Source organism: Campylobacter sp. BCW_6461, assembly GCF_001762735.1.
Classification (GTDB): domain Bacteria; phylum Campylobacterota; class Campylobacteria; order Campylobacterales; family Campylobacteraceae; genus Campylobacter_D; species Campylobacter_D jejuni.
Genome location: NZ_MJXJ01000027.1, coordinates 2,980 through 4,752, shown reverse-complemented (window position 1 = coordinate 4,752; position 1,773 = coordinate 2,980). Strand labels below are relative to the sequence as shown.

Annotated in this window: 1 protein-coding gene and 1 pseudogene; both read left to right on the top strand. The window is 26.6% G+C overall.

Annotated features, from left to right (window positions below):
- Positions 1-565 (top strand): annotated as a pseudogene (locus AJ882_RS08370) (motility associated factor glycosyltransferase family protein); the annotation flags it as partial.
- On the top strand, positions 562-1,773 hold a 1,212-nt coding region (locus AJ882_RS08365; RefSeq protein ID WP_148127824.1), incomplete at its 3' end, for a motility associated factor glycosyltransferase family protein. The pseudogene AJ882_RS08370 and the gene AJ882_RS08365, both read left to right, overlap by 4 nt.

The window sequence follows — 1,773 nt, the reverse complement described above, 5'->3', positions numbered from 1 at the left end:
AGAAAAACCTTTTCTATGGGCTTGTGAGAATTTACTTGATAAAGATTTAAATAAACCTTTTGAAAAATTAGAACCTTTAAGTTTAAATAAACAAAATGAGTTTTTACTTAAGGCTTATTATAAAGTTTATCAAAGTATTAAACATTGTAGAGATTTTAACGATAATTTTATTAAAGTTTATGATAAAATAAAAAACTCTTTTATGAGTTTACAAAATTCTCAAAAAAATGAAATTTTTATTCAAGAAATTATTCAAGATATAGATAAAACCAAAACTCAAATAGATGAACTTTACAATACTCAAAAAGATTTGATACAAATTTTAGGTCCCTTACTAACTCAATTTGAACTTAATCTTGCTAGAATTTATGTTTTAAATCCTAAAACCAAAGAAGATGCTTTTAATAAAAGCATTCTTTGGATAAAAGAACATTTAGAATTTATGGAATTAGTTTATGGGCATATTAAAGCACAAGAAAATGCTTTGATTAAAAATATACTTCCTTTAGAAGAAAAACTTAAAGAAAGAAAATTAGATAAATGGATGGAAAGGGTGAGAAGGTGAGAGAAGAAAATAATTTTAACAAAAATTTAAAAGCTTTAAGCGGTTTTGAGTATAACAACTTACGCAAAAAACTTGAGGATCTAAAAGAGCTTAGAGAATTTACTTTCACTCAAGGAAAAGATAATCTTGATATCAATATCATAAAAAAAAGAAATTTAAAAAAAATGTATCAAGATCCCATCAAAGAGCTTGAAAAAAATTTAGAATATTTTAAAGATTTTACACGCTATCCTGTGCTTTTTTTTTATGGTTTTGGAAATGGAATTTTATATAAAATTCTACTTCAAAATCAAGCACTTAAAAGAATAATCATCTTTGAAAAAGAATTAGAGCTTATCTTTTTGGCCTTAAATTTCATAGATTTTAGCAAAGATTTAAGCTTAGGGCGACTCATTATTTTACATCATGATGATATTAATCTTCCTAAAATGGATAAAGTTTTTCGTTTGATAGGGGATTTGTTTTATCGTTCTTATAACCTACACATTGCTAATGATTTTTATGAACACTATAAAGAAGATATTTTAAAACTTAATAAACTCAATATGCAAATCATCAAAAATCACAATCTTATGCATGGTAATGATCCAAAAGATGCTCTTCAAGGCATAGAACAATTTGTTTATAATCTTCCTCAAATGATTACTCATCCTAGTTATAAAGAATTACTTTCTAAAAGAAAGGGTATAAGTGATACAGCTATCATTGTTTCTACAGGACCATCTCTTACTAAACAATTGCCTTTATTAAAAAAGTATGCTAATAAAGCTACAATTTTTTGTGCTGATTCTTCTTATCCTATTTTAGCTAAACATGGTATAAAACCTGATTATGTTTGCATGTTGGAACGCGATGAAATAGTAGCTGAATGTTTTAATAATGATTTTGGGGAATTTGATAAAGACATCATTTTTCTAGTAGCTTCTTTGGTGCATAAAAAAACCATTTCTTATCTTGAAAAAAATCAAAGAAAATACATTTTAATTATAAAAGGCCAGCCTTTTGCTAGATACTTGGAACTAGATAATTATGGATATATTAACGGAGGTATGAGTGTATCTCACATGGCTTATGAACTGGCTGAAAATTTAGGACATAAAAACATCATTCTCATAGGTCAGGATTTAGCTTATGCCAAAGATGGACAAACACACTCTCAAGGTTTTATCCATGCTAATTTACACAATGGAGACTATGAAAGAGATTTA